This window comes from Arthrobacter sp. B3I4 (assembly GCF_030816855.1).
Taxonomy (GTDB): domain Bacteria; phylum Actinomycetota; class Actinomycetes; order Actinomycetales; family Micrococcaceae; genus Arthrobacter.
This window is the reverse complement of record NZ_JAUSYK010000001.1, coordinates 3,374,693-3,399,837: the sequence shown is the minus strand read 5'-3', so window position 1 is coordinate 3,399,837 and position 25,145 is coordinate 3,374,693. Positions and strand designations below refer to the sequence as shown.

The window sequence follows — 25,145 nt, the reverse complement described above, 5'->3', positions numbered from 1 at the left end:
GCTTACTTTACGGCGCCGAAGTGGCCGAGGGTGAAACTGTAGCCGCTGGATTACTTTCCAGCGACTTCACGACGGCGGCGCCCAGCACGGAGAATTCGTCCAGCTGCGCCGGTCCGGTCAGGACGACGGTGGTGCCGCGGTAGTCGAGCACCATGCTCTTCTCGCCTTTGCCGGTGTCACGGAGTTCCCAGTCCCGGCCGCCGGCGTTCCTGGTCCCGGTTACCGGTGCGTTCTTCGTCAGCTGCAGCAGCCAGGTCGGGTTGGACTGGCGCGTCTGGACCAGCCCGATGAAGGATTCCTTGGGCGTCAGGTAGCCGACCTCCCAGGTCGGCACCCCCTTGCCGGCCCCGGACTCCCAGCGGGCGTAGTTGGGCCGGAATGTGTCGCCGGTGTCCGGCGCCACCGGTGTGAATCCCGCCACACCTTCGGCGTTTTTGGCGATGGCGCTCACATTGACGTCGGGCCGGTACCCGCCGCTCTTCGGCGTCGGGTTCATCAACACCACGGGGAGGAAGGCCGCGATGCTGAGCACCAGGGCGACGATCATGCCGATCACGGACGCGTTCGCGCGCTTGGCTGCGGCGGCCCGGATCACGGGCTTGACGGGCTGTTGGCCCTGTGGGTTCCCGGCTTCGGGTGCTGCTGCGCGGGCCGGGGTTTCGGAAGCCCCGGGCGGCGGGTCCTGCAATTCATTCACCCCTCTATAGTCGCCCATTGCCTGCCGATCTCACATTCCGGGGGAGGGCGCGGGCAGCCGGCCGGCGTTTCACTGTTGCGTCATGCCATGACCGATGCCCGCGTCCGCGACTATGATCGGTAACAGACGACTCACCGCAGCGGCCGGAGCCCGGCCGCGCGGGTCCAATGATCGCCACTCGAAGAAGAGGTTCACGTGTCACCAGCGTCCATGACCCAGAAGTACTCCACGCTTTCCCCGTCGCTCGCCGTCGGAGTCGATGAGCCTGACCGCAACCTCGCCCTGGAGCTGGTGCGCGTCACCGAAGCCGCCGCCATTGCCGGCGGGCACTGGGTGGGATTCGGCGACAAGAACAAGGCCGACGGCGCCGCCGTCGACGCGATGCGCTCGTTCCTCCAGACCGTCCACTTCAACGGCGTCGTGGTCATCGGCGAAGGCGAAAAAGATGAAGCGCCGATGCTGTTCAACGGCGAGCGTGTCGGTGACGGCACCGGTCCTGAGGTCGACGTCGCCGTCGACCCGATCGATGGAACCCGGCTGACCGCCCTCGGCATCAACAACGCCCTGGCCGTCCTTGCGGTGGCCGAGCGCGGTTCGATGTTCGACCCCTCCGCCGTGTTCTACATGGAGAAGCTTGTCACCGGCCCGGAAGCCGCCGACATGGTCGACCTGCGCCTGCCGGTCAAGCAGAACCTGCACCTGATCGCCAAGGCCAAGGGCGTCAAGGTCAACCAGCTCAACGTGATGATCCTGGACCGCGACCGGCACCGCCCGCTGGTCGAGGAAATCCGGGAGGCCGGTGCGCGCACCAAGTTCATCATGGACGGCGACGTCGCCGGCGCCATCGCAGCGGCGCGGGCCGGTACCGGCGTCGACGCGCTGATGGGTATCGGCGGCACCCCGGAAGGCATCGTCACCGCCTGCGCGATCAAGTCCCTTGGTGGCGTCATCCAGGGCCGGCTCTGGCCCACAAGCGACGAGGAGAAGCAGAAGGCGATCGACGCCGGACACGACCTGGACCGGGTGCTCTCCACCAACGACCTGGTCTCCAGCGACAACTGCTACTTCGCCGCCACCGGCATCACCGACGGCGACCTGCTGCGCGGCGTGCGCTACTCCAAGGACAAGGTCCTGACCCAGTCCATCGTGATGCGCTCCAAGTCGGGCACCATCCGTTTTGTGGACGGCGAGCACCAGGCCAGCAAGTGGGAAGGCTACGCGCGCAAGCACTAGCCACTGCGCGAACGTACACTTGGGGCCCCGAATCCTGACGGTTCGGGGCCCCAAGTGTACGTTCGGCCCGGTCCCTTCCGGTTCAGGGCGGCCCGTACCTTCTCGACCACGAATGGCCGCTCTTCGTCGAGGTCTTCCTTGAAGACGCGGACTTCCTTCCAGCCGAGGGCCTCCGTCATGGCGCGTCGCCGGAGGTCCAGTTGCTGCTGGTGCGCCTCGGCATGGTGGGCGCCGTCGTACTGCAGGGCGATACGGGAATCGGGGTAGGCCGCGTCGGGCCAGACGCAGGGCTGGCCCCAGGTGTTGCGGATGATGTGGTTGAGGACCGGTTCGCCCAGACTCGAGCGGCACAGGATCAGCCGCATTTGTGTTTCCTGCGGCGAGTCTGCGCCAATCCGAATGTCTGACAGCGCGGCGCGGGCGGTGCGCACTCCCCGCATCCCGGGGTGGGCAGCGACCATCCGTTCCAGCTCTGCCGGGGTGGCCAAGGCTGTACGGGGAACAGGGAATTCCGGCCCGTGCGCGACGACGATGGAGTCGCCTGCCGCCACGAGTTCATCCGGGTTGAGGACAGCGGCGAGGTCCAGCCATGTCCTTGCCGGCGAGGTGACCCGGAGGCCGTCCACTACAACGACCTCACCGGGCAGAAAGGTCAGCCGGTGACCGACCACGTTTCGTCGCCTCGGTTTGCTGCTGTCGCGTTCCCGCGCCACATGGATCCGCCAGTCCTCCTGGAGCCAGGCCGGCAGGCCCATGCCCCAGAACCGGCCCCCGGAATGGTGGGTGATCGTCGATTCATCATCAAGCGCCGAAAAGGCGTGCAGGGCGTCGGCGGGAGCGCTGGCGAGGGCAGCGGGAACGCGGATTCCACGAGAGGGCACGTAGACGTCCGGCCGCCGGGTCCGCTTGCGGGTGACACCCGCCCTGTCAGCGTCCGCCGCGGTAAACGAGCGGGCGAGCAGTTCCGGCGGCAACGGAAGACGGGCCATGTTTCAGTGTGCACGGGCCGAAGCCGCGCCTGCGGGTTATCCACAGCTTTGGTGGCGTCCCCTGCGCGAACGGACACTTAGAGCCCCGGAATCTGCGCCGCCGTGGGCGTTAAGTGTCCGTTCGCGCCGGGTGCCGGGCGTTAAGTGTCCGTTCGCGCTTCGGGGTGCGGGGCGTTAAGTGTCCGTTCGCGCTTCGGGGGGCGGGGCGTTAAGTGTCCGTTCGCGCTTCGGGGGGCGGGTGAGGGGTTAGCGGCCCAGCTTTGCCCGAACCGCCTTGACGAGCGTCTTGCCGCTCTGCGCTGCCTTGCGGGCCAGCTGGTACGCGCCGTAGCGAAGCTTGTTCACCGGCAGGTCCCAGGTCCCCGGGTAGGCGGCTTCGCGTCCGCCGAAGGACTTCTTGAACGCAGAGAAGCCGGCCCACTTGTGGTCAGGCTGGTCCGCCGGGGCGACACCCCAAAGGTCCACGTGCTGCAGGCCGCGTTCCTTGGCGTCGGCCATCAGCGTCACGAGCAGCGGAATACCGGCGCTGAGCTTCCGATGCGCGTCGTCCAGGGCGGCGTGGGCGTAGGTGCGGGTGTCCGCTGAGTCGTAGGCGAGGGCCGCCGCGATCGGTGCGCCGTCGAGTTCGGCGATGAAGAGTGTTGCCGCGCCCACCGGCATCAGGGTCCGTGCCACCTGGCTGAGATACTCGTCGCTTTGCGGCTTGAAGCCGTTGCGCGCTGCGGTCAGGTGCAGGAACCTCAGCAGCACTGAGATCTCCGCCGGGTCCTGGCTGGAGCGGATCTTCACACCCTTTTTGTGGATGTTGCGGTAAAGGTTGCGGTTGACCGGTTTCATATCGGCCAGAACGTCCTTGAAGTCCCGGTCCAGGTCCACGATCCAGCTCAGCTCGGGCTGCAGGTTGGCCGGCGCCGGACGCAGACCCCGGCTCCGCAGCACAGAGTCAGCCTCGGCCGCGGTGAAACCGGCGCTGACCGGTTCCAGCCGGACGAATACTGCCCCGCAGGCCCGTGCCAGCCGGGTCAGGGACGCCAGCGCGGCGTCGAATGCCTCAAGAGTGTCCGCCAGCGGACCGTAAGGCACGTAAAGCAGCTTCCCGGCCGGGTTGCTTTCCTCCACGGCGAGGTAGCGCCAGCCTTCGCCGGACTCCTCGTGTACGGAGCGGCCCAGATCGCGCTGGACCTTGGCCCAGTGCCGGCCCTGCAAAAAGTGATCCATGGTTCAGGCCTTCATTCCAGTGGTAACGGCAAAAGCCACGGCAGGCCCGGTGGCCTCCGCGACCGGGTGGACGTTGACCGGAGCCTCGGACGCCGGCACGAACGCGCTGCCGCCTCGGTCCAGCTGCAGGTCGCCCTTGGGCGAATCAAGGTACACCGACCCTGACACCACAAGAATGACCGCAGCGCCGGCCATGGCCAGCGGGACCGGTCCCGCCCCGGGGAGCACCTCCACCCGTTGCAGCTGGAATTCCCGGAACGGCGGCCGAAGCAGTTCCTGGTCCAGCATCGTCGTCTCGGTCTCGAGGGCCGGCACTCCGGCTGCTTCGAAAGAGATCGTTTTCAGCAGTTCGGGCACGTCGATGAACTTCGGCGTCAGCCCGCCGCGCAGCACGTTGTCGGAGGAGGCCATCACCTCGATGCCCAGGCCGCGCAGGTAGGCGTGCACGTTACCGGCGGGCAGGTAGACAGCCTCGCCGGGGGACAGCGAGATCCGGTTCAGCAGCAGCGAGATCAGCACGCCGGGGTCGCCGGGATAGTCGTGGTTGAGGTTCACCACGGTGGTCAGTTCCGCGACGTGGGCAGCCATCGGGGCGCCGGAGACCAGAGCGGCGACGACAGCGTCGGTCGCGGCGCCGACCTCCTCGCCGCCGGCGATCAGCCGTTCGAAGGCGGCCCGCAGGGCGGCAGCCTCGTCCGGTTGCGCCAGGTCCTCCAGCAGCTGCGGAAGCAGGGGCGGCAGATCCAGTCCTGCCAGCTCAAAGCAGGCCGCCAGGTGCGCGAACACGGCATGTGCCTCGGTTGCGGGCCGGAAACCACACAGCGCCTCGAACGGCGTCAGCGCGAAGATCATCTCCGGCTTGTGGTTGTCGTCCTTGTAGTTGCGGGTGGCGTCGCCGCGGTCGACGCCGGCCGCTTCCTCCCGGGCAAAGCCGGCCCGGGCCTGCTCCAGCGTCGGATGCACCTGCAGGGACAGGGGGTGATCCGCCGCCAGGACTTTGAGCAGGAAGGGCAGTCGCGGGCCGAATTCCGCCACGCTGTCGGCGCCCAGGTGGTGCTCGGGGTCGCGGGCGATCAGGGCATCCAGGGCCAGCCGGCCGCCGTCGTACGTGCCCGCCCCGGTGAGGGCCGTGGAGGGGGAGTCCGGGTGGGCTCCGATCCACAGCTCCGCCTCCGGGCCGCCGGAGGCCGGCCGTCCCAGCAGTTCAGCGATCGCGGTGGTGGAACCCCAGGCGTAAGGCCGGAGGACGTTCTCAAGTTCGTACATGGTCCCTATTCTGCAGTCTGCGTTCGAGGAACGGCGGGCGGGCGGCCTGAGGCCGAGTTCGGACATGCCGGGCATCCGCTCCTAGAGCGGCGCGCACTGCCCGTTGGTGGCGACCAGGTTGCGGATGGACTGCTCGTCGCCGTTTCGCTTGAAGTCGTTGAGCATCTCTTCCGTGATCGGTTCGCCCTCCGGCGTCGTGGTCACCGGGGTGAAGTCCGACGACGTCGGTGACGGCGCCGGCGCGGTGGCGGGCTCCGACCCTGGCACCGCACCGGCCGCGGACAGCGGCCCGGGTGCCGGAGCCGGCTCGCGGACCGAATCCTCGGCGGCGCCGGCGGCAGGGGCCGGGCCCAGGAGCTTGTCCACGGCCTGGTGGATCTTGTCGAAGTCCGGCACCGTGGAGAACGAGGCATCGAAGTCCGGCGGCCCGATCGTCAGCCGGCCCACCGGCTGGCCCTTGGACTTCATCGCGAGATCGACGAAGCTGCCCAGCTGGCTGGAGGAGATGTTCGAGTCGACGACCTTGGTGCCGGCTTTGACGATGTCCTCGAACTTTGTGAGCAGTTTCGCGGGGTCGAGCTGCTTGAGCATGGCCTGCTGAACGCACTGCTGCCGGGCGATCCGCGCGTAATCATCCACGAATTCACGGGAGCGTCCGTACCAGAGGGCGTGGAAGCCGTCCAGGGTGTTGTCCCCGGCCGGAATCCAGCCCAGCGGCATGCCGTGGATACCGTTGGCCTCATCGATGGTTTCTCCGCTGATGGGGACCCAGCCGCCGGCTTTGATCCTGATCCCGCCCATGGCGTCAATGAGCTTGGCGAAGCCGTCCATGTCCACGAGCACATAGGCCTGGACCTTGATGCCGAGGGTGCCGGAGACCGCCTCAAGGGTGGCCTGCGCGCCCGGATCTTCCACACCCGGGTACAGGTTCTTGTACTTGTTAGTAACCTCGGTGTTAATGGCGTTGATCAGGCACTCGTCGCCGCAGTCGTAACCGTCCGGGTAGATCTTCCGCATCGGGGAGCCCTCGCTGAACTGGGCGTTCTGCAGGTTCCGGGGAATGGAGATGATGGCGGATTTGCCGGTTTTGGCGTCCACGCTGATCACCGAGAGGCTGTCCGGGCGCCGGCCGGTGCGGTCCGCGCCGGCGTCGCCGCCCATCATCAGGAAGTTGTAGCGGCCCTCGGAGGGCTCCATTGCCGGGCCGTTGGCGAAGATCGTGCCGATCGCGTCGCGTCCGACGTTGAGCAGGTGGGCCGCGTAGCCGAGGCTGCCGCTGCTCAGCAGCATGGCCAGGACCAGGGCGACGACGACGGCGGTGCGGGCCCGCGCCCGGAGCAGAACCGGCCGGATCAGGCGCAGGGTATTGAGGAACAGCGCCGCCCAGCCGAAGGCCAGTGCGGCGAGCACGATCACCAGCAGGAGCGCGGTGACCGGGTTGGCCACGAGGTTAATCACGGTCGTCCGGGACACCAGCAGCAGGATGAGTCCCACCAGAACCAGCGCCCAGACCGTGAGTGTGACCCGGAGCGCGGTCCGGCCAAGACGGCGGTTGCCCGCTACTATCTGCGCGCTGCCCGGGACCAGCAGGGTCAAGAGAATCAGTAGGAAGGCGCGCTTAGCCAGGACCGGCTGAGCTGCCCCGTTGGGATACCGGACCGGATTCGTCAGGGCGCCCCGTGGCGGCTGCGCCTTTCCCCGCCCCGTGGTTCCGTATCCAGCGTTTCCATGCGCGGCGTTTTCAGGCACAACGGCGATTCCTTTGCTCATGAACGCAATCCTTACCGGCCGCCCCGCGGAACGCTGTTCTCGTCGGAGAACACTTCAGCCACCTTGCTGCGCAGGTTCGCGCCCTTGCGGGTGGCGGCGTCGTTGAGCTCCCGGGCGAAGTCGATGAGGTCTGCCCGAAGCCGCGCCGCGAGCGGGTCCGTGCCCGACGCGAGCATGCGGACCGCCAGCAGCCCGGCGTTGCGGGCTCCTGCGATGGAGACGGTGGCGACCGGCACGCCGGCGGGCATCTGCACGATGGACAGCAGGGAGTCCATTCCGTCGAGGGTCTTCAGTGGCACCGGCACACCGATGACCGGAAGCGGCGTCACCGAGGCGAGCATGCCCGGCAGGTGCGCGGCACCGCCGGCACCGGCGATGATGACCCGGAGCCCGCGTTCGTGCGCGTCCTGCCCGTAGCGGATCATCTCGGTGGGCATCCGGTGGGCAGAGACGACGTCGGCTTCGAAAGGGATCCCGAATTCGGCCAGTGCCTCGGCGGCCGCCTCCATGACCGGCCAGTCAGAGTCCGACCCCATGACGAGTCCGACGATCGGAGCGGTCCCTCCGCTTCCATTGGTCAGGCCCTGGGCATCGGTGCTGGCGTTCACGCGTTCTCCTCGGAGGCCGCCGCGACGGTGCCGGCCTGCGCCTGCCCGTCCCGGATGATGTTGGCGACGGTGCCGGCGCGCTGCCGGACGGACTCGACGTCAGTGGTGGAGCCGCCGACCAGGTTGACATGGCCGATCTTGCGGCCGGGACGGACGGCTTTTCCGTAGCAGTGCACCTTGGCAGCCGGCTCGCTGGCAAGGGCCGCGGGGTAGGCGGAGAACAGGTTCTGGTTGGCGCCGCCGAGGAAGTTTTTCATGACGACAACGGGACCCAGCAGGTCCGTGGCGCCCAGGGGCAGGTTCAGGATGGCCCTCAGGTGCTGTTCAAACTGGCTGGTCACCGAGCCGTCCTGCGTCCAGTGCCCGGTGTTGTGCGGGCGCATCGCCAGTTCGTTGATCAGGAATCCGGCGCCGACGCCGGGTGTTTCGAACATCTCAACGGCCATGACGCCGGTGACGCCGAGCTCGTTGGCGATCCGGACTGCGGCGTCCTCCGCTGCGGCGGCGACCTCCACCGGGATGTCCAGGGCCGGGGCGATCACTTCGTCGCAGACACCGTTGACCTGGATGGTGTGCACCACAGGCCAGGCCCGGGACTCGCCGTCGGGGGTGCGGGCGACCATCGCGGAAAGCTCACGGCTGAACTCCACCTTGGCTTCGGCCAGAAGCGGGGACATGGCCTCGAACCAGTCGGCTGATGCGGCGGCGTCCTCGGCGGAGGCGACGATCCGCACGCCCTTGCCGTCATAGCCGCCGCGCGGGGTCTTCAGCACCACGGGCCAGCCGATCTCTTCCCCGAACGCCACCAGCGCCTCGACGTCGGCCACGGCCGCCCAGCGCGGGTTGGGCAGCTCCAGCCCATCGATCGCGGCGCGCATCACCAGCTTGTCCTGGGCGTTGACGAGCGCGTCGGGGCCGGGGTGGACGTTGACGCCGGCATCGATTAGTGCGCGCAGATGGCCGGTCGGGACGTGCTCGTGGTCAAAGGTCAGCACATCCAGCCCGCGGGAGAACTCCAGCAGGTGGTCGAGGTCGGTGTAGTCACCGACCGGTGCCTTGGCCACAGCAGCGACTGCGGAGACGTCTTCTGTCTCGGCCAGGACGCGGAGTTCGAAGCCGAGAGCGGTCGCGGCAGGGGCCATCATGCGGGCAAGCTGGCCGCCGCCAACGACGCCGATTACTGGAAAAGTCACATCGACCAGCCTACCGAACACCTCGCCGGAACCGGCCCCGGGACGCCCGAGCCGTCAAAACAACGCTCGTTTTCGCTCCGGGCCGGCGGGAACGGGAGCCCTACTCCCTCCAGCTGGGTCGTCCTCCCGGGAATCGGCGCTAAAATAGGTCGTTGGCCATACGGCCGACCGGTTCAAAGGCCACGGAGGGTCATGATTAACACACTTGCAGACCGTGTGCGCGGGCTAGCCTCGCTCTTCTGGCGTGAAGTGGCGAAGTTCGGTGCTGTCGGCGGCGTGGCGTTCGTCATCGACAACGGCCTCACGTTTTACCTGATGCACGGTCCGATGTCTGACAGCGAGGCCAAGGCCCGCTTCGTCGGGGCGACCGTCGCCACGATTTTCTCCTGGATCGCGAACCGTTTCTGGACGTTCCGCCACCGCCGCCAGGACAACGTCCTGCGTGAATTCTTGATGTTCATTCTGATTAACGGCATCGGGATCGGAATCTCCACCGGCCTGACCGCCCTGGCCAAGTACGGCATGGGCATCACGGATAAGAATATGCTTTTCTCCGCCGGCATCGTCGGCATCCTCGTTGCAACCGTGGTGCGGTTCTTCGCCTACCGCTTCCTGGTCTTTAACAAGGAACTGGACGACGAACCGGAGTTTTCTCACGACTACGAGATCCTCGACCTCCACCCGGCAGGCCAGAAGGCGGACGCCTCTGGGGTCCGGGAGCCCGGCGTCGCCGGCTCGGAGCCGGACCGCCCCTGACTCCCTGGGACGGGCGGGTCAGCCCCCGGTGACGCGCTCGTCGCCGAGCAGGCGGTCCGTCACCGCGACGTCCGGGTGGACCAGCACCACGGAACCGTCCGCCAGCCACGCCGCCAGCGCCTGGGACAGGACCGCCTCCAGACCGTCGCCGGCGCGGACCAGCAGCCGCGGCGCATCGTGCGGCTGGACAGCGACGGCGGCGGCAAAGCCGTCGAGCAGTTCGGCGTGGGTGTGGGCGGCGCCCGCCGAGGTGCGGACGGCCATACGGCCGGCCTCCGGATCCACGTGTGCCATAAAGAAGTCGCCGTGGGAGCGTACCTCGGTGGCATAATCGACGACGCCGGACGGCAGTTCATCCTGCCAGCGCATCGCGAGGGCCGGCAGCGCCACCGCCAGCACTGCTTCGAAAGCGCCGCCGGCGGCCGCCGGAGCCGGCTCGGAAGTGGCGAGCAGTTCCGCTTCCGCGCCATCGAGCACAACTTCCATGCCGAGCTGCCACGCAGCCAGGGCGAGCACCAGCGACTTCCAGTGCGCGGGAAGATCCAGCCGCAGCCGGGTTCCCGGTTCCGCGTCCAGTTCGTCCTGGAACAGGTTGCTGGTCTTGGCCACCCAGTTGTCCAGCACGCGGCCGGAGAGTTCCACCCGTTCCGCACCCGGGCCGTACCAGGTCAGGCGCGGGGAGGTGGACTGGCCGGAGCGCAGCGCTGTCAGGAGTTCGATTGCCGGGATGCTCATGGCTTCATCTTGCCACGGGCTCCGGCGCGGTGATCTCGGTCACTTGGGGGCCGCGGGGTCCGGGTGGAGGTACGCCGGGACGGCCGGGGGAGGGAGCCCAAGATTGCCGGAAAGCACAGGAAACTCCGGCAGCTGGTCGGGTTGGACTCCGTAAAGTAGTCAGCAGGCTGTCAAATCGGCGGCGGGGCCGGGCGGTCCGGCGGAAAAATCCCGGGCGTGGCGTGCCGGGCAAATTGTCCGAAAACTGATTATTATCTCCGCTGCGGCTTGACTCCTAGATACTTACACGCGTGTAATTAGGTATCGAAAGCCACTGCGCAACAGCCGGCACACAACCGAGTGTCCGAGGGTCAGGCAGTGGCTGCAAATCAGAGAGGGAACGCCAATGGGGCTTGCAGAGCGTATCCATGAAGATGAAGTCGTCGCCGGGCAGGCGACGGCTAAATACCGTTCACGCGGGGTGCCGAGCGACTGGTACGTAGACCCGGCCGATCCCGAGGCGGCGGAACGGTACAACGAACACACCCAGGATTCGCTGCAGAGCCAGGCCACGGCCTTCCTCGCGGCCCACGAAGCACTTCTGGCCGGCGATCTTGAGCTGGACAACGATCCGCTCGACCCGCCGATGGAACTCCAGACCCTGCACTCCGGAACCACGGCCCAGCCGGTGTGGATCGGACTGCCCTCCCAGCAGGACTTCGACGATGAAGGCGAACTGGGATGGCAGACGGACGCGCTGTGCGCACAGACCGATCCGGAGGCCTTCTTTCCGGAAAAGGGCGGCTCCACCCGTGACGCCAAGAAAGTCTGCGGTGCGTGCAACGTCCGCTCCCAGTGCCTTGAGTACGCGCTGTCCAACGACGAGCGCTTCGGCATCTGGGGCGGGCTGTCCGAACGGGAACGCCGCCGGCTTCGGAAGCGGGCAGTCTAATTCTTTCAGAAGTTCACGTCACCGCCGTCGTGGTAGCGCACGACGGCGGTGATTATCTACCTAGAACATTAGCGGCGCTCGCGCAGCAGACCCGGCCTGCCGATGCAGTGATCGGGGTCGACGCCGGATCGCGTGACCACTCGGCGGCGCTCCTCACGCAGGCGCTCGGTGCCTCCAACGTCACCGCCGTCGAGCAGTCGCGAACCGGCATGGGCGGGTCGGTCCAGGCAGGCCTGCAGGCGCTCGCGCCCCTGCGCGCGGCGGAGTCCGCCGGCACGGAATGGATCTGGTTGCTGCACGACGACGCTGCGCCGGCTCCCGAAGCCCTCGCCGAACTGCTGCATGCCGTCGAACGGGCGCCGTCCGTGACCGTGGCGGGCTGCAAGCAGCTGGACTGGCACGAGGGCCGCCGGCTGATCGACGTCGGCCTCTCCACCAGCCGCTGGGCCGAGCGGCTGACACTGATCGAAGCCGACGAACTGGACCAGGGCCAGTACGACGCGCGCAGCGACACGTTCGCCGTGAACTCCGCCGGCATGCTGGTGCGCCGCGACGTCTGGGAGCAGCTTCAGGGATTCGACCCGGCCCTGCCGGGCAGCGGCGATGACGTCGACTTCTGCTGGCGCAACCGGCTCGCCGGCAACCGGGTGGTGGTGGTCCCCACCGCGAAAATGTTCCACGTCTCGCACCGGCCGCACGCCCTGGGGAACTCCGCGGCGGCCCGCAAGGCCCAGGTCCACCTGCGCCTCAAGCATGCCCCCGCCTGGCAGGTCCCGCTGCATGGTGTGGGGGCCCTGTTGGGTAGCCTTTTCAAGCTGGTCCTCAGCGTTGCAGTGAAAGACCCCGGCCATGGTTTCAGCCAGCTGCTGGCCACCCTGGGTGCCCTGGGCCGGCCGGCCGCAGTGCTTCGCGGCCGGCGTAGCGCCGCCCGTACCCGGCGTATCCGGCGGTCCGTGATCAAGGGGCTGCAGACTCCCCGCCGCGAGGTCTGGGCCCACCGCCGTTCCCTGATGGAAGCGCTCGGCTCCGACGATGCCGGCGAGCCGCAGTCTTCCCCTGACCTGCTGGTCGAACAGCCCACCGGTGATGCCACCGATGATTTCGCCGCGCTGGGCACCACCGAGCGCGCCTGGGTGGGCAACGGGGCTCTGGCAGCGGTGCTGGTTACGACGGTGGCCTCCATCGTTGGCCTGCTCAACCTGTTCCGCGCCCCCGCCGTCACCGGCGGGGCGCTGATTCCTCTTTCGGCCGGTCTCGGCGACATCTGGGACCACGCCTCCAGCTGGTGGATCACCCTGGGAGCCGGCCTGCCCGGCCACGGTGACCCCTTCGGCTACGTGCTCTGGCTGCTCGGCGTTCTGGGCACCGGGGACGCCAACGCTGCGGTGGCGTGGCTGCTGATCCTTGCGATGCCGTTGTCCGCGCTGGGGGCGTGGTTCGCTGCCGGCGCCCTCACCCGGCGGCGCCGGCTCCGGCTCGCGGCCGCCTTGGTCTGGGCGGGTGCGCCGGCCCTGCAGGTGGCCCTTAACCAGGGCCGCCTCGGTGCGCTGATCGCGCATGTGTTGATGCCGCTGCTTGTCCTGGCACTGCTTCGCGCCACCGGCTCCGTTCCGGGCCGCGGACGTTTCGCCGTGCCGGCCCCGGGGGAGCGCCGCTTCACCGAGGCACCTCCGGTCAAGCCCGGCGTCAACGGCACACCGTCCTGGACCGCGGCTGCAGCGGCTGGCCTTGCCCTGGCTGTCGTCACGGCGGCCGCCCCGTCGCTGCTCCTGCCCGCCTTCGCCGTCGTCGTACTGTGCGGCGTGCTGCTGGGGCGCCGCGGACGCACGATCTGGTGGTCGCTGCTGCCCAGCCTCGCGCTGTTCGTTCCGTTTGCTTTCTCTGCCCTGGACCGGCCGCGCGCCCTGCTGGCTGACCCGGGCCCGCCCCTGCGGTTCGACGCCGCCCCGCTGTGGCAGCAGGTGCTCGGCCAGCCGCTGCGTTTCGAAGCAGCTGCCGGCCTGGCCGGACTGCCGGCGTTCGGGCCCGGTGCGGTGCCGTGGGCACTCCTGCTGGCCCTGGTCCTCGGCGTCCCGGTCCTGCTCCTGGCACTGGCCGCACTCTTTCTCCCGGGCCGGAACGGCACCGCCCGCCGGCCGCGGCTGGCCCGCAGCCTCTGGGCCGGCGGGACGCTGATGTTGGCCGGCGGCTGGCTGGCCGGGCACGTCGCCACCGGCGCCAGCGCCGAGGTCCTGGTCACCCCCTTTCCCGGTGCCGCAGTCTCCGCCGCGGCGTTCGCATTGCTGGGAGCGGCGCTGATCGGTGCGGAGGCGCTGCTCGATGCCGCCGACGCGTCCGCGCGTTCCGCCCGTGCCGACCCCGACGAGGAAGAACAAGGGACCGGCAAAGAAGGTGCCGGCAAACCCGACCGCCGCAACTCTCCGGCCCACGGGACCCGGCTCCGGAAACTGGCCCTCCGGGGTGCCGCGATTACCGCCACAGCGTTGCTGCTTGCCGGGCCGCTGGCCGGACTCACCGTCTGGGCGGCCCAAAATGTGCTGCAGCCAGCTCCGCCGGCGGCTGCTGCCCCCGCCGATGCCGCTGCGGGTAGCGCCGCCGAGCCCGTGACCGGCGCGGACACCGATGGCCCGGCAGCAAGTGACGGCGCGCTGGGCACCCCCCGGCTCGTTCAGGCCCACAAGGGCCGCACCCTCCCGGCAACCGCGATCGACCGTGGCGAGGGCCCAGAACAGGCACGCACCCTGGTGGTCTCAGCCAGGGAAAACGGAACCTTCGCGGCGTCCCTGATGCGCGGCTCCGGCACCAGATTCGACGCGCTGTCCGCCATCGCCTCCGCCCGACAGGTCATCGGGGCGCCCGGCGAGGAAACAGTGCGCGACGACGACGCCGTCAACGCTTCCCTGCGCCAGGTGGTCGCCACCATCGTCGCTGGCCAGGGCGTGGACCCGCGGGCGCAACTGGAGGATCTGGGCGCCGGCTTCGTCGTCCTGGAGGCCAACGACAGCTCGGCGCAGCTGACCGCCGCCCGGATCGACGCCGTGCCCGGCTTGGTCGCCGTAGGACGCACCGACGTCGGGTGGCTCTGGCGGATCAGCCCCTTGAACCAGCCGGTCATCAAAGCCGCCGACGTCGCCCACCGCCTCCGGATCGTCGACGGTTCCGGAACAACCGTCGGCCTGCTTCCGGCCGGGGTTCTCACCGCCGACGCCGCGGTGCCGGCCGGGCCGGAAGGCCGGCTGGCGGTCCTGAGCGACCGCGCGGACCCGGGCTGGAGCGCCTGGATCGACGGGCGGCGCCTGACAGCGACGTCCTCGGACTGGGCCCAGGCATTTACCCTGCCCGCCCAGGGCGGCCAGTTGAGCATCAGATACGAAAACCCGTGGGCACTCTGGACCGGAATCGCGCAGGCCGTCGTGATCGGGCTGACAGCGCTGCTGGCGATCCCGGTGCCTGCCCGACGCCCGAACACCGGGCTCTCCAGGGACGAAGGCTCCCTGCGGAAGGAACATCAGCATGTCTGACGACCACGTTGACCCCACGCCGCCGGAAGAGCCTGTTCCGGCACCGCAGCATCCTGCACAGCAGTCTCCTGCACAGCAGTCTCCTGCACAGCAGTCTCCTGCACAGCAGGGAGAGGACAAACGGGACCGAAGTGCCCGCGGGAGCAGGCCTGACAAGCCAGCTCCCGCAGCGCTGGCCCGCTTGAAGGTCCTTGCTGGTCCCGTGGGCGGCGTTCTTTCCGCGGCGGTGCTGGCCGCAGCCACCGGCGGGTTAGTCGCCGCCGCCGCGCTGTCCCCGCAGAGCCCCGGGAGCCGGCCCCTTGACGCGCCGCTGGCCGCCGTCCCCGCCGGCAGCAGCGTCGGCAGCTGCCCGGGGCCGGCCCGCCTGTTCGAGGCCACGCCGGTTGGAACCGATCCGCAGTTCAGCCCCGAGTCGGCCACTGCCAAGAGCGCGGTCAACGCCGTTGTGCTCAGTTCCAGTGCCGGCGAACTCCCCGGCAGCAGGCTTGCCACGCTTACCGGTAACACGCTGGTCGAATTGGCGAAGGCCGTGCCGGGGTCCGCTTCGGCTGCCCCTAAGCCTCCCGCCGGCCCGGCCGCCACGCCCCCTGCGCTTAAGGCGGGCGTCGTGCCGCAACGGGCCGTCGACGCCGCCACCGTGCTCAGCGCCGACCCGCAAGGCAACCAGCAGCCCTCGGCCGGGGCCGTAATGAGCTACACCGCAGATGACGGGGACTTGGGGGGCACAGCTGCCGCACCCTGCCAGCAACCAGCCAACGATCTGTGGCTGGTGGGGGCGAACACCGCCGTCGGCCGTACCTCTGTCCTCAACCTCAGCAACGCCTCCGGCACGCCGGCCACGGTCAGTCTGGACCTTTTTGGCGCCCAGGGAGCGATCCGCGCGCCGGGCAGCCGCGGCCTGCTCGTGGCCCCGGGCAGCACGCGGTCCATCATCCTCGCCGGGCTGGCGCCCGGTCAGGAGCAGCTGAGCGTGCGCGTGCGGAGCGACGGCGGCCCGGTATCGGCGATCATCCAGCAAAGCGTGCTCCGCGGCCTGGTTCCGGGCGGAGTGGATTTCATTTCTCCCGGCACAGCCCCCGCCACCCGGCAGACAATCTCGGGCCTCGATATCCAGGACCCGGCGGGCCTGGCTGCGCTCACGACCAAAGTCGGCTTCGCCGATGCCAAACCGGCCCTGCAGATTACGGTGCCCGGCGCGGCGGACGCGGTGGTGGAAGTGAAGCTGTTCGGACGTGATGGCCAGAAACCGCTGCCCGGCGGCGGTGTGGTGACGGCCAAGGCAGGCGCGGTCACTGAAGTCTCACTCGCAGGAGTGCCGGCCGGGCACTACACGCTGGCCGCCAGTTCGGATGTGTCCTTCGCCGCCGCGGCCCGCGTGACCCGCGGACTCAAGGCCGACGCCCCCGTCGACTTTGGCTGGGCGCCGTCGTCCGCGCGGCTCGGCAGTCAGCACATCGTTCCGGTGCCCGCCACCGGCGCCCGGTTCCTGATGTTCGGCGCTCCGGAAGGCCGCGCCACCATCTCCTACGCTCCGATCACCGCCGACGGCAAGGTGCGCGCCGCTGCCACGGCCGACATTGCCGGCGGAACCACGGCCACGGTCAAAATCCCCGGTGACGTGGACGGGTCACCGCTGGTGGGCTACCTGGTCTCGGCCGCGGGGGAGGCAGCTTACGGTGCCCTGCTGCTGGAGCAGGACGGCAAGGCGGACGTTGCCAGCATTCCGGTCGCCCCCGGGGCAGCGGGCCGCCAACAGGTTCCGGTCACGCTGGGGTACTAACCGGCGCGGCAGGTCCGGGACCGGTCCCGGTCATGCTGGGGTACTACCTGCTCGGCGGATCCGGGAGCGTCCGGCTGCGTCGATCGAAAAGGCTTTCCAGCGCCTCTGCCGCCCGGCAGTCCAGGCAGGGCCGGGACCAACGGCTCTGGCGGCTTCCCGCGGCGCGGCGCATCGTGGCTTAGGCCCGCCAGGGATGCCTCGCAGTTCGGGAGTTGCCATGACCGGTTCCGGCGCACTGCGCCCGGCCACGGACCGTGCACGGCCGTGCCGCGTAGGCAGCGCGTCGCAATCGTCCCGCCGTCGGTTGGAAGGCCCTGCGTGAGCCGGCCGTACCGCATCGACACCCACCAGCACATCATTCCGCCGGGTTACGCCCGGTGGGTGCGGAAGAAGGGCATCCAATCCGGCGGCGTGGACCTGCCGCCGTGGTCCGAGCGCTCAGCGTTGAAGTTCATGGACAAGCACGGCGTGCAGACCGGCATCTTGTCGCTGCCCACGCCGGGGGTGCACTTCGGGGACCCGGCGGAGGCGAGGCAGCAGGCCCGCGAGGTCAACGAGTTCACGGCTGAGGTGGTGGCGTCGCGGCCGGAACGGTTCGGGTTCTTTGCCACCCTCACCCTGCCGGACGTGGAGGGTGCCCTCGCGGAAGCCCGGTACGCCCTGGACACCCTGCACGCGGACGGAATTGTCTTGTTGGCCAACTACGACGGCCGGTACCTGGGCGATCCCGTCTTTGAGCCACTGCTGCAATTCCTGGACCACCGCGGGGCGGTCGTGTTCGTTCACCCCGGCGACCTGCCGGCTCCGGCGGTGCCGGGCATACCTGCTTTCGCCGCGGACTTCCTGCTCGACACCACCCGCGCCGCGCTCAGCCTGGTCCTGTCCGGAGCGATCGAGACATACTCGGGAATCAAGTTCATTCTGGCGCACGCGGGCGGCTTCGTACCGTTCATTGCGTACCGGATCCTGCTTGCCATGCTCAGCAACAGGGACCAGGCTCTGAGCGCGCTGGCGGCGCTGACCGACGAGAACCGATCCGTCCTGCGGCGGTTCTATTACGACGTCGCCCTGTCCGCCACCCCGTCGGCCCTGCCCAGCCTGCTAGCCGTCGCCGACCCGCGGCGAATCACGTACGGTACCGACTTTCCCTTCGTCCCGTCGCCGGCGGTCGATTTCCTGACCGCGCAGTACGAAAATTACCCGTTGGCGTCTTCCCTGCGGGACGCCATAGATCGGGGCAATGCCGAGGTGCTGTTTCAACGCCTGCGGGGTAGTAGCGGCTAATCCGGGGCCTCAACAGCGGGTAGGAGTTCAGTGTGACGGGGAGGTCCATGCTGAAGGCAATTTAACCGCCAGTGCCACAGGGAACGGTGGATGAGGCCGTCCATTAGGCCTGCCTCCCCAAATGGTGCGGCTATTAATGTCGTAGGTCTACGGCAGGATTAGTTCATGGGAACCAGTGCAGCGGTCACCTTTTCACCGGCTACCCGGCCGGCTGGTGGCGACCGTCGGTTGGCGTCCATCGGGGCCGAACCCCGTGCTGCTGAGCCGGCCGCGGCCGATCATCCTGCCGCAATTATTGTCGTAGGTCTGCGGCAGGATTAGGTCATGGGAACCAGCGCAGCGGTCACCTTTTCACCGGCCACCCGGCCGGACGCTGACGGCCGTTGCGGTGCCGGGCCGACCGCCCCGCCGCTGGAGACCGGGCCGACCGCTGCGTCACTGGATGATGTGCTGGGCCAGCTGCGTGAGCTGACGGCGACCGCTGCCGAAGACACTGCTGGGCTGGGCTTCCGTGACGCGGCGGCGTACGCCGGGCAGATCGAGGAAGCCGGCCGCGCGCTGGAGTACCTGCAGGTTATGGCCGCCGGCGCGGTGGACCGGGCCCGGACGTCCGCCCCGGACGCGGTCCCGGCCGGGGAAGACGGGTACCGCCGGACCGAGGACTTCCTGCGGGACCGGCTGCAGATCAGCGCCGCCGAAGCGCACCGCCGCCTGTCCCTGGCCCGCACCGTGCTGCCGCGCACCGGGATCACCGGGGACCGGCTGCCTGCGGTGCATGAGGAACTCGCCGATGCGTTCGCTGCCGGGGACGTCCCGACCCGGTCAGCGACGATCATCAACCAGGCCCTGGAACGGGTCCGGCCCCTCTGCGATGCGGAGACCGCGGCGCGGATGGAACACTCCCTGACCCGCGCCGCGGCCCAGCATGACCCGGACTTCCTGTCCCGTCTGGCCCGGCGCTGGGTGGACGGCATCGACCAGGACGGCGGAGAACCTTCCGAGGAGCTCCTGCGCCAGCTTCAGGGCGTGTTCATCCGCCGGCCCAGCCACGGGTTGCAGCACCTGGAAATCTTCGCGACCAACGAACAGTTCGAACACCTCCTCACCGCAATGAACACCGCCACCAACCCCCGCACCCCCAACCCCGCCACCGCCACCAGGGAAGCAGCGGGCACCGGCACCCGGGACGCCACCGCAGAAGGAACCGTGGGAGAAGGCACCGCCGAGACCGCCACCGTGGGAGAAGGCGCCGCCGAGACCGCCACCGTGGGAGCCGGCACCGCTGGCGCCATTGAGGATGGGTCCGCAGGTGACGGGGCCGAGCAGGATGTGTTCGTTCCGGGTCTTGATTGGCGGTCCCGGCCGCAGAAACTCCTCGACGGCCTCGTCGGCGCATCCAAAGTCGCCCTCGCCTCCGGCGGGATGCCCGCCACCGGCGGACTCCGACCCCAGGTCATGGTCACCATCGACTACCGCGACCTCCTCGACCGCCTCCAAAACACCACCACCAACACAGCTGCCGCCACAGCCGGGACAGAAGCCCCCGCCGCCACAACTGAGGCGCCGGGAGCCGGTGACGGTAACGGATTCAGCTTCGGCAACAGCGGCACCGCCAACGCCGGGGGCCGTAACGGGTTCAGCTTCGGCAACAGCGTCACCACTACCAATGTCGGCGGCGGTAACGGATTCAGCTTCGGCCAAGGCTTCAGGTGGGTCACCGGCCAAAGCGCCGAGGGCGGTAAGGAATTCAGCTTCCGCAACGGCGGCAACACCACCGGCTTGGGGCCCCGGATCAGTTGCGGCGGGGCCGGGCCGCTAGGGTTCACCGGAACCGGGACCCTGGCGTTCACCGGACCTGTCACGGCCTCAACCATCCGCAAGATCGCCTGCGACGCGGACATCATCCCCGTCCTGCTCGGCTCCCGGGGCCGGGTCCTGGACATCGGCCGCACCAGCCGGGTCTTCCCGCCCCACATCCGCAAAGCCCTCACCGCCCGCGACCAGGGCTGCACCTTCCCCGGCTGCACCATCCCCGCGTCCTGGTGCGAAGCCCACCACATCACCTACTGGTCCCGCGGCGGCACCACCGGAACCGACAACGGAACACTGCTCTGCTCCCACCACCACCATCTAATCCACAAAGAAGCCTGGACCATCCAGCTGCGTAGCGGCGTCCCCTGGTTCATCCCGCCACCCCACCTCGACCCACGCCAAACACCAAGACAAAACCACTACTTCCGCTCATGACTTGCACGCCGGCCGTGCACTGGCCGCAACGAGATGAGCGCCGGTCGGGGATCGCTGGATGACCTCGTTCCGGCCTAGGTCAACCCGGGGTGCCCAGGTGGCGGCGTCGATTGCGGCTGAAACGCACCGTCGCGGCGCCGTTGCCGAAGCTTGCGGCGGGGTGAGCCCCACTGCGAAAGGGGCAACGGAGCGCTAGTAGCGGCGGCGGTACACCGGGTCCAGCGACTCGGGTGGAACGCCGAGCATCTCCGCCGTGCGTTCCACCACGACGTCGTGCACCAGGTCCTGGATTTCCTCCCGGCTGCCGCAGGCCTGCTCCACCACCCTGCGGTAGAGCGTGATCACGGGTCCTTCGTCGGCAGTGGCCGGGGTGTAAGCGCCCAACGGCGCCGGCGTTCCGTCGGCCACCAACTGCTCAAGGCGGGGTGGAATTTCCTCCACAGCGAAGCGAACGCCGTCCAGCGGCTTGCCCCAGATATCGTGCAGCCGCTGCGCCGAATCCAGAACGAAATCATCGAAGCGGTCGGAGCGTGTTCGGTAGCCAGGCAGCGTGGGCAACATCAACTCGCCGCGCAGGCCGCGGCCGTGCCGGTTTCTCCGGCGTTGCCGGAAACCCCTACCCGCGGCGCTGGTGCCGGCGGCGGGTTCAGCCAACCGGACCGTGAAGCCGGAATCCTGGTGCGATGACTGCATACCTCGACTCTAAACCCGCCGCATGGATTCTGCGATACAGCGCCCACCTTTGGGTGGCATCGTGCCCCCGAATGCTGCAGGACGCGGCCGGCGACCCGGTAAGACCAGCCGGGGACGCGGCCGGCGACCCGGTAAGACCAGCCGGGGACGCGGCCGGCGACCCGGTAAGACCAGCCGGGGACGCGGCCAGCGACCCGGCAAGGCGCGCCCACGTCACGGCCGGCACGTTACTACGTCCGGCCAAGGCGGCGCCCAGCCGCAAAGAATGCCACGTTTGTAATGAGGAGAAGAGTGCGGAGGTCGGGAAGCATTCCGACCGCAACGAGCGCACAGGTCCAGCAGACTCACCGGGGTGATGTCGCCGAACCTCAACGTCCGGCCGGCCCTAGGGCGTTTCAATGCGCCCGCCCGAGGGCAAGGGGAGTAGTCTCTGATGTCGTGGGTGCAATTCGTCTCTGTTCAAGGTCCGCCTGCCGTAATTCCGCGGTGGCGACTTTGACGTACGTGTACGCCGACTCCACTGCTGTCCTTGGCCCGCTCGCCACCTACGCTGAACCGCATTGTTACGACCTTTGCGAACAGCACGCTGGTTCGCTGACAGTGCCGCGGGGCTGGGAAGTTCTGCGGCTTGCGATGCCAGCCACCCCGGCCGGGCCGGGCCCGGATGACTTGCTGGCACTCGCCCACGCGGTCCGCGAGGCCGCGGGCAAGCCGGCGGCACCGGAGCCGGTGCAGGGCCAGCGAGCGGCCCATCCGGCGCTTGAAGCTCCAGCCGGCCCGGAAGGGACCCGGCGTGGGCATCTGCGCGTCCTGCGCGAGCCCTCCTGAGCCGCGAATCGGCGGTAGGCTGGGAAATGAAATTTCTGTACGCCACCGGCGCCTGCTGCGTCGCTCCCAGGGAGCCTTCACCATGCCAGCCATCACCTTGCCTTTGATCAGTCCCGAACTGCTGTCAGTCCTGCGCTGCCCCGTTACGGGCTCGGCCCTGGTGCAGGAGGGCGAAGAACTTGTCGCTGCTGGCCCGGACGCGAACGGCCGGAAGCTGCGGTACAGGATCGAGGACGGCATCCCGCTGCTGCTCCCGCCGGAACTGCTGGCAGCGGCCGCCTCGGCTTCCTCCGATCAGCACGACGGCGGACAGCACGACGCCGGACAGCCCGGCGGAGAGCACGACGCCGGCGAGCACGATGCCGGCGAGCGAGCGGGCGCGAGGTCCGAAGGCGGACCCCGGCACGCCGCAGAATAGCCTGCCCCGCCTAAGTCGCAGCCGCAGCGGAAGTTCCGCCACCGGCCCATCGGCAGACGCTTCGGCGCCGAATTACCCCTAGTCCATCTGCTATGTCCCCGGCTATTTCCAAAGGATTCCTATGACTTTCGACTACAAGATTGCCGACATCTCACTGGCCGAGGCCGGCCGGCACCAGATCCGTCTCGCCGAGCATGAGATGCCCGGCTTGATGTCCCTGCGGGAAGAATTCGGCCCCAGCCAGCCGCTCAAGGGCGCCCGGATCGCCGGCTCCCTGCACATGACGGTGCAGACAGCCGTGCTGATTGAGACGCTCACCGCCCTCGGTGCCGAGGTCCGGTGGGCCTCCTGCAACATCTTCTCCACCCAGAACGAGGCGGCCGCCGCGGTCGTCGTCGGCACTGGCACTGTAGAGGACCCGCAGGGCGTTCCGGTGTTTGCCTGGAAGGGCGAGACGCTCGAGGAATACTGGTGGACGGCCGAGCAGATCCTGACCTGGCCCGGCGCTGACAGCGACCCGGACCTCGGCCCGAATATGATCCTCGACGACGGCGGGGACGCCACGATGCTGGTGCACAAGGGCGCCGAATTCGAAGCCCTGGGTGCCGTGCCGGCCCCGACCGATGCTGAGTCCGAGGAAGGGCGTGTCTTCCTGGAGGTCCTGCGTGCCTCGCTGCAGAAGGACCCGCAGAAGTGGACCCGGATCGGCTCCCGGCTGCTGGGCGTGACCGAGGAGACCACCACCGGCGTCCACCGCCTCTACCAGCTTGCCGAGCAGGGCAAGCTGCTGTTCCCGGCAATCAACGTCAACGACTCCGTCACCAAGAGCAAGTTCGACAACAAGTACGGCATCCGCCACTCGCTGCCGGACGGCATCAACCGCGCCACCGACGTGCTGATGGGCGGCAAGGTTGCCGTCGTATGCGGCTACGGCGACGTCGGCAAGGGCGCGGCGGAAGCGTTCCGCGGCCAGGGCTCGCGTGTCATCGTCACCGAAATCGACCCGATCTGCGCGCTGCAGGCGGCGATGGACGGCTATCAGGTGGCCACGCTCGAGAGCGTCCTGGCCGAGGGCCACATCTTCATCACCACTACCGGCAACAAAGACGTCATCTTGGCCGAACACATGGCCGGGATGCGCGACAAGGCCATTGTGGGCAACATCGGCCACTTCGACAACGAGATCGACATCGCCGGACTGGCCCGTATCCCGGGCGTCAAGAAAGTCGAAATCAAGCCCCAGGTGCACGAGTGGGTCTTCGACGAAGGCACGGACGCGCAACGCTCCATCATCGTCCTGTCCGAGGGCCGGCTGCTGAACCTGGGCAACGCCACCGGCCACCCCTCCTTCGTGATGAGCAACTCGTTTGCTAACCAGACGATCGCGCAGATCGAACTCTTCACCAAGGCCAGCCAGCCCGAGGGTGAGCGGGAGTACCAGAAGCAGGTCTACGTGCTGCCGAAAATCCTCGACGAGAAGGTCGCGCGGCTGCACCTTGATGCCCTGGGCGCGAAGCTCACCGAGCTGAGTAAGGAACAGGCCGAATACCTCGGCCTGGACGCCGCTGGCCCCTTCAAGCCGGAGCACTACCGCTACTAGGCGCAGCTGCAGCAGGGGCCCCGGACCGCCGGTCCGGGGCCCCTGCTGTTGGAACGGTTGTGACCGTATCGTGCCGTGCGCGGCGGCGGGAAGCGGCCGAAATTCACCTATGCTTTCAAGGTGACGTCTGGAAGGACCCTGCTATTGTGATCGCCCTGAAAAGCTGGAGCGCCCGCCGGAAGGCAGCCGCTGTGGCCGCGGTTTGCGTTCTGGCAGCCGGCGGTGGAGTGTTCGCCGCGGCCGGTCCGCTGGCCCACCCATCCTTTGCCTCGGAAGCCGCGTCGCCCGAGCGCTCCACGCAGGGCCTGGCCTTCCCGGTGGTGCCGCCCGTCCAGCTGACTGCCGCGCCGGCGGACGCCGCCACGCAGGTCAACCCTGCCGTGCCCGTGACGCTGAAAGTCGCCAACGGCAGGATCGAACGGGCAGCGTTGACCAGTTCGTCCGGGGCGGCCGTGGACGGCACGCTCAGCGCTGACGGCTCCAGCTGGACCGCTACCGGGCCGTTGAAATTCAACACCCGCTACAGCTACACCTACTCGATCGTGGACGGCGCCGGCCGCACCACGAACAGCACCCGCAGCTTCACCACCGTCTCGACCGCCAATGAGGCCGATGCGGCCATCTACCCGCTGGATGGAATGAAAGTGGGGGTGGCCCAGCCGCTGCAGATTACCTTCAGCGAGCCGGTGCTGAACCGGGACGCCGTCGAGAAGGCCATCAAGATCAGCTCCAGCGCCGGGCAAGTCGGGGACTTCCACTGGTTCAACAACTCCATGGTCCGGTACCGGCCGGAGAACTTCTGGACGGCCAACAGCACCATCACGATGGACATGAAGCTATTTGGCGTCGACCTTGGAAAAGGCCAGATCGGTAACTTCAACAAGAAGGTGACCGTGCACATCGGCGACAAGAAAACCGCCATCGCGGACGCCACCGCGCACACTTTCAAAGCCTTCGTCAACGACCAGCAGGTGGGGGAGTGGCCGACCACTATGGGCGACACCCGCTTCCCGTCCGCACGCGGCTACCTGGTCCTGATGGAGAAATACCGGGTGGAGCACATGAGTGCGGCCTCGATCGGCCTTAAGCCCGGGGACCCGGCTTACTACGGCGAACTTGACGTCAACTTCGCCACCCGGCTGACCCCCAGCGGGGAGTTTATCCACCAGGCCACCGACTCGGCGCTGCCCTTCATCGGCAAAGCCAACCTTTCGCACGGCTGCATCGGCCTGGGACCGTACGGCGCCCAATGGGTCTTCGACAACATGACCGCCGGCGATGTCGTCCAGGTGGTCAACACCGACGGCGATTACGCAGCCTACGACGACGGCTTCGGGGACTGGAACATCCCCTGGGCGCAGTACCCGAACTAGGCCCG

Annotated in this window: 20 protein-coding genes; 11 read left to right on the top strand and 9 right to left on the bottom strand. The window is 68.5% G+C overall.

Annotated features, from left to right (window positions below; genetic code table 11):
* Positions 1–7: 7 nt before the first annotated feature.
* Complete coding sequence (locus tag QFZ61_RS15960; protein WP_373427173.1) at positions 8–715, bottom strand: DUF4245 domain-containing protein; 708 nt, start codon at positions 713–715, stop codon at positions 8–10.
* A gap of 192 nt (positions 716–907) precedes the next feature.
* On the opposite strand from QFZ61_RS15960, the gene glpX reads away from it, so the two are divergent.
* Positions 908–1,930 (top strand): class II fructose-bisphosphatase, encoded by a 1,023-nt coding sequence (gene glpX / locus QFZ61_RS15955; protein WP_307038265.1) that lies wholly within the window; start codon positions 908–910, stop codon positions 1,928–1,930.
* Here glpX and QFZ61_RS15950 read toward each other — a convergent pair.
* The 6 genes from QFZ61_RS15950 to QFZ61_RS15925 all read right to left on the bottom strand — a co-directional run bounded on the left by QFZ61_RS15950 (position 1,927) and on the right by QFZ61_RS15925 (position 8,974).
* Positions 1,927–2,919: a hypothetical protein gene (locus QFZ61_RS15950; RefSeq protein ID WP_307037662.1), complete on the bottom strand. Its 993-nt coding sequence runs from the start codon at positions 2,917–2,919 to the stop codon at positions 1,927–1,929. The genes glpX and QFZ61_RS15950 overlap by 4 nt on opposite strands.
* Positions 2,920–3,165: 246 nt before the next feature.
* Positions 3,166–4,137: a peptidoglycan bridge formation glycyltransferase FemA/FemB family protein gene (locus tag QFZ61_RS15945; protein ID WP_307037660.1), complete on the bottom strand. Its 972-nt coding sequence runs from the start codon at positions 4,135–4,137 to the stop codon at positions 3,166–3,168.
* Positions 4,138–4,140: 3 nt separating this feature from the next.
* Positions 4,141–5,403 (bottom strand): mannose-6-phosphate isomerase, class I, encoded by a 1,263-nt coding sequence (gene manA / locus QFZ61_RS15940; RefSeq protein WP_307037658.1) that lies wholly within the window; start codon positions 5,401–5,403, stop codon positions 4,141–4,143.
* Positions 5,404–5,484: 81 nt separating this feature from the next.
* Positions 5,485–7,173: an LCP family protein gene (locus tag QFZ61_RS15935; RefSeq protein WP_307037656.1), complete on the bottom strand. Its 1,689-nt coding sequence runs from the start codon at positions 7,171–7,173 to the stop codon at positions 5,485–5,487.
* 11 nt (positions 7,174–7,184) lie between these two features.
* Complete coding sequence (purE, locus tag QFZ61_RS15930; RefSeq protein ID WP_307038263.1) at positions 7,185–7,709, bottom strand: 5-(carboxyamino)imidazole ribonucleotide mutase; 525 nt, start codon at positions 7,707–7,709, stop codon at positions 7,185–7,187.
* A gap of 68 nt (positions 7,710–7,777) precedes the next feature.
* Positions 7,778–8,974, bottom strand: a complete 1,197-nt coding sequence (locus QFZ61_RS15925; protein WP_307037653.1) for a 5-(carboxyamino)imidazole ribonucleotide synthase — start codon at positions 8,972–8,974, stop codon at positions 7,778–7,780.
* Positions 8,975–9,166: 192 nt separating this feature from the next.
* Here QFZ61_RS15925 and QFZ61_RS15920 point away from each other — a divergent pair, with 192 nt between their 5' ends.
* Entirely contained in the window at positions 9,167–9,730 is a 564-nt protein-coding gene (locus QFZ61_RS15920; protein ID WP_307037651.1) for a GtrA family protein, read from the top strand.
* A gap of 18 nt (positions 9,731–9,748) precedes the next feature.
* On the opposite strand, the gene QFZ61_RS15915 is transcribed toward QFZ61_RS15920, so the two are convergent.
* Entirely contained in the window at positions 9,749–10,465 is a 717-nt protein-coding gene (locus QFZ61_RS15915; protein WP_307037650.1) for a TIGR03089 family protein, read from the bottom strand.
* A 385-nt stretch (positions 10,466–10,850) separates the two neighbouring features.
* On the opposite strand from QFZ61_RS15915, the gene QFZ61_RS15910 reads away from it, so the two are divergent.
* The 5 genes from QFZ61_RS15910 (at position 10,851) to QFZ61_RS15890 (ending at position 20,228) form a co-directional block, all read left to right on the top strand.
* Positions 10,851–11,396 carry a WhiB family transcriptional regulator gene (locus tag QFZ61_RS15910; protein ID WP_307037648.1) on the top strand — a complete coding sequence of 182 codons (546 nt, stop codon included), beginning with the start codon at positions 10,851–10,853 and terminating at the stop codon, positions 11,394–11,396.
* A 29-nt stretch (positions 11,397–11,425) separates the two neighbouring features.
* Positions 11,426–14,917 carry a glycosyltransferase gene (locus tag QFZ61_RS15905; RefSeq protein WP_373427172.1) on the top strand — a complete coding sequence of 1,164 codons (3,492 nt, stop codon included), beginning with the start codon at positions 11,426–11,428 and terminating at the stop codon, positions 14,915–14,917.
* Positions 14,910–16,697 carry a DUF5719 family protein gene (locus tag QFZ61_RS15900; protein ID WP_307037647.1) on the top strand — a complete coding sequence of 596 codons (1,788 nt, stop codon included), beginning with the start codon at positions 14,910–14,912 and terminating at the stop codon, positions 16,695–16,697. The genes QFZ61_RS15905 and QFZ61_RS15900 overlap by 8 nt, the downstream gene beginning before the upstream one ends.
* 318 nt (positions 16,698–17,015) lie before the next feature.
* Positions 17,016–17,981 carry an amidohydrolase family protein gene (locus QFZ61_RS15895; RefSeq protein WP_307037644.1) on the top strand — a complete coding sequence of 322 codons (966 nt, stop codon included), beginning with the start codon at positions 17,016–17,018 and terminating at the stop codon, positions 17,979–17,981.
* Positions 17,982–18,305: 324 nt separating this feature from the next.
* On the top strand, positions 18,306–20,228 hold the full coding sequence (locus tag QFZ61_RS15890; protein ID WP_307037643.1) for an HNH endonuclease signature motif containing protein: 1,923 nt from the start codon (positions 18,306–18,308) through the stop codon (positions 20,226–20,228).
* Between the two features lie 192 nt (positions 20,229–20,420).
* Here QFZ61_RS15890 and QFZ61_RS15885 read toward each other — a convergent pair whose 3' ends face one another.
* Positions 20,421–20,921, bottom strand: a complete 501-nt coding sequence (locus tag QFZ61_RS15885; RefSeq protein ID WP_307037641.1) for a metallopeptidase family protein — start codon at positions 20,919–20,921, stop codon at positions 20,421–20,423.
* A gap of 438 nt (positions 20,922–21,359) precedes the next feature.
* Here QFZ61_RS15885 and QFZ61_RS15880 point away from each other — a divergent pair, with 438 nt between their 5' ends.
* From QFZ61_RS15880 to QFZ61_RS15865, 4 genes are all read left to right on the top strand, one after another.
* Entirely contained in the window at positions 21,360–21,749 is a 390-nt protein-coding gene (locus QFZ61_RS15880; RefSeq protein WP_307037639.1) for a DUF3499 domain-containing protein, read from the top strand.
* A gap of 97 nt (positions 21,750–21,846) precedes the next feature.
* Positions 21,847–22,167, top strand: a complete 321-nt coding sequence (locus QFZ61_RS15875; RefSeq protein ID WP_307038259.1) for a Trm112 family protein — start codon at positions 21,847–21,849, stop codon at positions 22,165–22,167.
* 121 nt (positions 22,168–22,288) lie between these two features.
* Positions 22,289–23,767 carry an adenosylhomocysteinase gene (ahcY, locus tag QFZ61_RS15870; protein ID WP_307037636.1) on the top strand — a complete coding sequence of 493 codons (1,479 nt, stop codon included), beginning with the start codon at positions 22,289–22,291 and terminating at the stop codon, positions 23,765–23,767.
* A gap of 149 nt (positions 23,768–23,916) precedes the next feature.
* Positions 23,917–25,140 carry an Ig-like domain-containing protein gene (locus QFZ61_RS15865; RefSeq protein WP_307038258.1) on the top strand — a complete coding sequence of 408 codons (1,224 nt, stop codon included), beginning with the start codon at positions 23,917–23,919 and terminating at the stop codon, positions 25,138–25,140.
* Positions 25,141–25,145: the final 5 nt, after the last annotated feature.